The following is a 3,464-nucleotide window of genomic DNA, read 5'->3' on the forward strand; positions in this document are numbered from 1 at the left end:
GAGTACTATAGGCAGCTATTGCCTCAATTTAAACTAATACATCCTTTGGAAGACGACTAACTTCAACTGTAGATCTTGGCTGAAATCGCTTTCACGAATTCCTTGACTTCTTTCATCATTTAACTTTAATGTTTATATTTTGTAAGATTAATATAAACATGACCAGCACTTAAAAATGGTTATTCGATTCAGGAAATTTTCTAAAGGATTACCTCCCCATTTCTCATTTTTTCTCTCATTCTTCATTCAATAAAGTAATCTGATTCTTTGTACTTGTTTTGAATTTTTCGTACTCTCTCCATCACTTCCCTTTCATACTTCATTTCGATTCCGGTAGTAATAATATTTAGTAAACTCAAGATAGAACTAATAGGGATAAAGTTTTCCGAATTAGTATTTATTTGAGTTGTGAAGCTTACATCAGAGATTTGAGATATTGGTGATAATAGATGATCGGTAATTGTTATTAATTTTGTTCCCTGTTCCTTTACTGTTTTGGCAATTTCTAAACTCCGAGCACTGTATCTTGGGAAAGAAATAAAGATATACAATGTTTTCTTATTAGTTTCAATTAATAAATCTTCAGGATAACTAGTTTCAGAGGAAATTAAATTCACATCTTTTCTCAGCATTTTTAACTTTAAGTACAACCAATAAGCTGCAGCATAAGAAGCCCTAAACCCTACTATGTATACTTCGTCGGCAGCCATAATTTCATCAATTGCATGCCAATAGTGATTTATATCTAATTTATTTCTTAAGGTTCTAAGTATCTCAATTTCTTTTTCTATCGAACTATCGATGAAATCTAGATTGTTATTTGACTCTTCGGTTGATAAATTTTCCAACTGATCCTTCTTAAATAAATAGTCCTTTTGTATAAACTTTTGCATTTGCGAAAAAGTTTCAAAGTCCAAAGCATAAGATAATCGAATTACTGTTGTTTCACTAACCTCAGCTTGTTTTGCAATTTGGGAAGCTGTGGACATACTAAAACTAACTACATCTTTTAGTAATAAATCTGCCACTTTTTTTTGTCCCTTTGACAATGTTGGGTATTTTTCTTTTAATAAATTCTCAATGCTCATTTAAATTGCTCCATTCAAAAAAAGGATATAAACATTCATTTTGAAAATAAAAAGGATTATATTATTCTTTTTATTTAGAATAATAAATATTTTGAAAATTGTAAACACATTTTTAGTTTTTTTTAAAAAAACTATATTTTTTTAACTTAAATCTGTGATAGTCTATTTTAACTCGTTTATCAGCCAGATCGGGTACGTTGTCAGCCAATTTAAATCGTTTCTCGGCCAAATTGAGCACTTTGTCAGCCAATTCTACCCACTTGTCAGCCAATTTCCCAATCCCCTTCTTTTTTACAAATAAAAAAAAGCAGCTACTGTATTGTAAGTAGCCGCTTCTTATTACCAAACATTCCACCGAAATACTACCTCAAATGCGCTCATCAAATGCCTTTTGCAGTGTCTGTGTCACAATACCGGGAATGCCATTTCCTATTTTTGTATCATTAATCTTAATGACCGGCGATATTTCAAAGGTAGTACTGGTAATAAAGATTTCATCGGAGCTGAGCATTTTATCAATTGTAAATGGTTCTTCCCTAACTTCAATATGATTCTCTCTAGCTAATTGGAATACCACTTTTCTAGTAATTCCATTTAATATCAGATTGTTGGCTGGGTGTGTGCTGATTACGTTCCCGTTAACAATAAATACGTTGCTTGAGCTTCCCTCTGATACAATTTCTCCGCGGTGTAATAGAGCCTCGTCACATTTAAGTTTTTTTGCCTTTTGTTTTGCAAGAACATTGGGAAGCAAGTTGAGACTTTTTATGTCACAGCAGAGCCAGCGCACATCCTCAGTTAGAATAGCAGAAATACCATTCGTTGTTTTATTTATAGGCCGCTCACTTTCCTGCGTATAAGCGATCAGGACAGCCGTAGATTCGTCCGGAAAATGGTGGGTTCTCGGTGCTGTTCCTCGTGTAACTTGAACATATACAGTCCCGTTTATGATATTGTTGATCTGAATAAGCTCGATTAACTTGTTCTTAATATCTATGAAACTATAAGGGATGGCTAAATCAATTTTTTCAGCGCTCTGCTTTAAGCGCTCCAAATGAAAATCCATTTCAAAAAATTTGCCGCTGTACACCCGAATTACTTCATAGACTCCATCACCGAATTGGTATCCGCGGTCTTCAAAATCAATCTTCACTTCTTCTCGCTGCACAATACGTTCATTCCATAAAATCATGATGATTCCTCCCTAAAAAAGGCTTTTCCCATAACGCCTTTTAACCCTATCCGTCAAACGATTTTACCCATAAATTTTATCAAACGCTATGCTCCCAATATGTAAGCACGCAAATATTCCCTTCCAAGCTTCTAGAAAAGTGTCCCCTTTATACGCAATAATTCTCGGCGACTTCATATAGGAACCGGGAACAAGGCTTGCTTTTTTACATTCGGCAGTCGAAGTCCATTCGATTTCCATTTCGACTGGCCCCGTTACCTCATATGGTTTAAAATCATTTATTCGCTTAACAGCCGTAAAGGCTTTGGAACGAATTTCTTCATGTGCTTTAACCATTGGCAAACATCTGGCTGCCCATCGGTCAATAGACTTTTTAACAATAGCTGTCTCTACATCGCCCAAGCTTTCTTTTGCCTCTTTCGCTAGGCAATCGTCCCCCGAAACCATAATAACAGGAACTCCAAAATGGCCTGCAACCGCTGCGTTAATCTCTAACTCTCCAACTGGAACCCCATTCATTCTCGTTTCATACATTTCGGGGCCAACCATCGTTTCGTTTGCTACACCGTGGGAATGACCAACTTTCGCATGTAAGCCGATAAAAAGAGCCGCATCAAATCCTTCTACCTGCTCCATCATACATAAATTTTTATTAGATCCTCTAATTAGTTCTGCTCTCGGATCTAGTTCTTCATATAGAATATTTAGCATGGACCAGTGAGCATCATTGACAACAACCTCTGTAGCACCGGCTTCAAAAGCACCTTCAATGGCAGCATTAACATCCATCGTCATTAATTTTCTAAATTGGTCATAATACTTTCCCGAATGGTGCATCTCCTCCGAATTCACTACCCCGGATATGCCCTCACCATCCGCCACTATATAGATTTTCATAAGTATCCTCCGAATCAAGATTTATCACTATTTCAAAAAAGGCAGAAAAAATCCCCATATCTTTATGGAAAAGAGGACAGTATTCATTTCAATGAACCTAGTATACTTAAATAGTTTCTCCGATTTTTTATATATCCCCCCCTATTTTTTGAATTTAGCCGTAAAACCACAGGATTATCTGTATCCAGTACAATCTTAGAGCCCCAGCCATGATGTGCACTGCTTAGCTTTTTACTGAATATTCTATATAATATTTATAATTATATATTAATTTACAATATTACAAT

4 protein-coding genes are annotated in these 3,464 nt (G+C 35.5%); all 4 read right to left on the reverse strand.

Features of this window, described 5'->3' with window-relative positions; all coding sequences use genetic code 11:
- Window positions 1–242: 242 nt before the first annotated feature.
- The 4 genes from V7127_RS20070 to V7127_RS20085 all read right to left on the reverse strand — a co-directional run bounded on the left by V7127_RS20070 (window position 243) and on the right by V7127_RS20085 (window position 3,177).
- The gene (locus V7127_RS20070; RefSeq protein WP_335344061.1) at window positions 243–1,088 is read right to left on the reverse strand and encodes a MurR/RpiR family transcriptional regulator; all 846 of its coding nucleotides are present in this window, start codon (window positions 1,086–1,088) and stop codon (window positions 243–245) included.
- A gap of 112 nt (window positions 1,089–1,200) precedes the next feature.
- Window positions 1,201–1,359: a hypothetical protein gene (locus V7127_RS20075; protein ID WP_335344060.1), complete on the reverse strand. Its 159-nt coding sequence runs from the start codon at window positions 1,357–1,359 to the stop codon at window positions 1,201–1,203.
- A 96-nt stretch (window positions 1,360–1,455) separates the two neighbouring features.
- A complete protein-coding gene (gene dat / locus V7127_RS20080) occupies window positions 1,456–2,280 on the reverse strand; it encodes a D-amino-acid transaminase (protein ID WP_335344059.1) in 825 nt (274 codons plus the stop codon).
- Window positions 2,281–2,343: 63 nt separating this feature from the next.
- Complete coding sequence (locus tag V7127_RS20085; RefSeq protein WP_335344058.1) at window positions 2,344–3,177, reverse strand: M55 family metallopeptidase; 834 nt, start codon at window positions 3,175–3,177, stop codon at window positions 2,344–2,346.
- Window positions 3,178–3,464: the final 287 nt, after the last annotated feature.

This window comes from Bacillus sp. JJ1773 (assembly GCF_036962035.1).
Classification (GTDB): domain Bacteria; phylum Bacillota; class Bacilli; order Bacillales; family Cytobacillaceae; genus Cytobacillus.

Bases quoted from the DNA above. Each gene is read 5' to 3' on its own strand.
- V7127_RS20070 (WP_335344061.1), bottom strand. From the start codon at position 1,088: ATGAGCATTGAGAATTTATTAAAAGAAAAATACCCAACATTGTCAAAG.
- dat (WP_335344059.1), bottom strand. From the start codon at position 2,280: ATGATTTTATGGAATGAACGTATTGTGCAGCGAGAAGAAGTGAAGATT.
- V7127_RS20085 (WP_335344058.1), bottom strand. From the start codon at position 3,177: ATGAAAATCTATATAGTGGCGGATGGTGAGGGCATATCCGGGGTAGTG.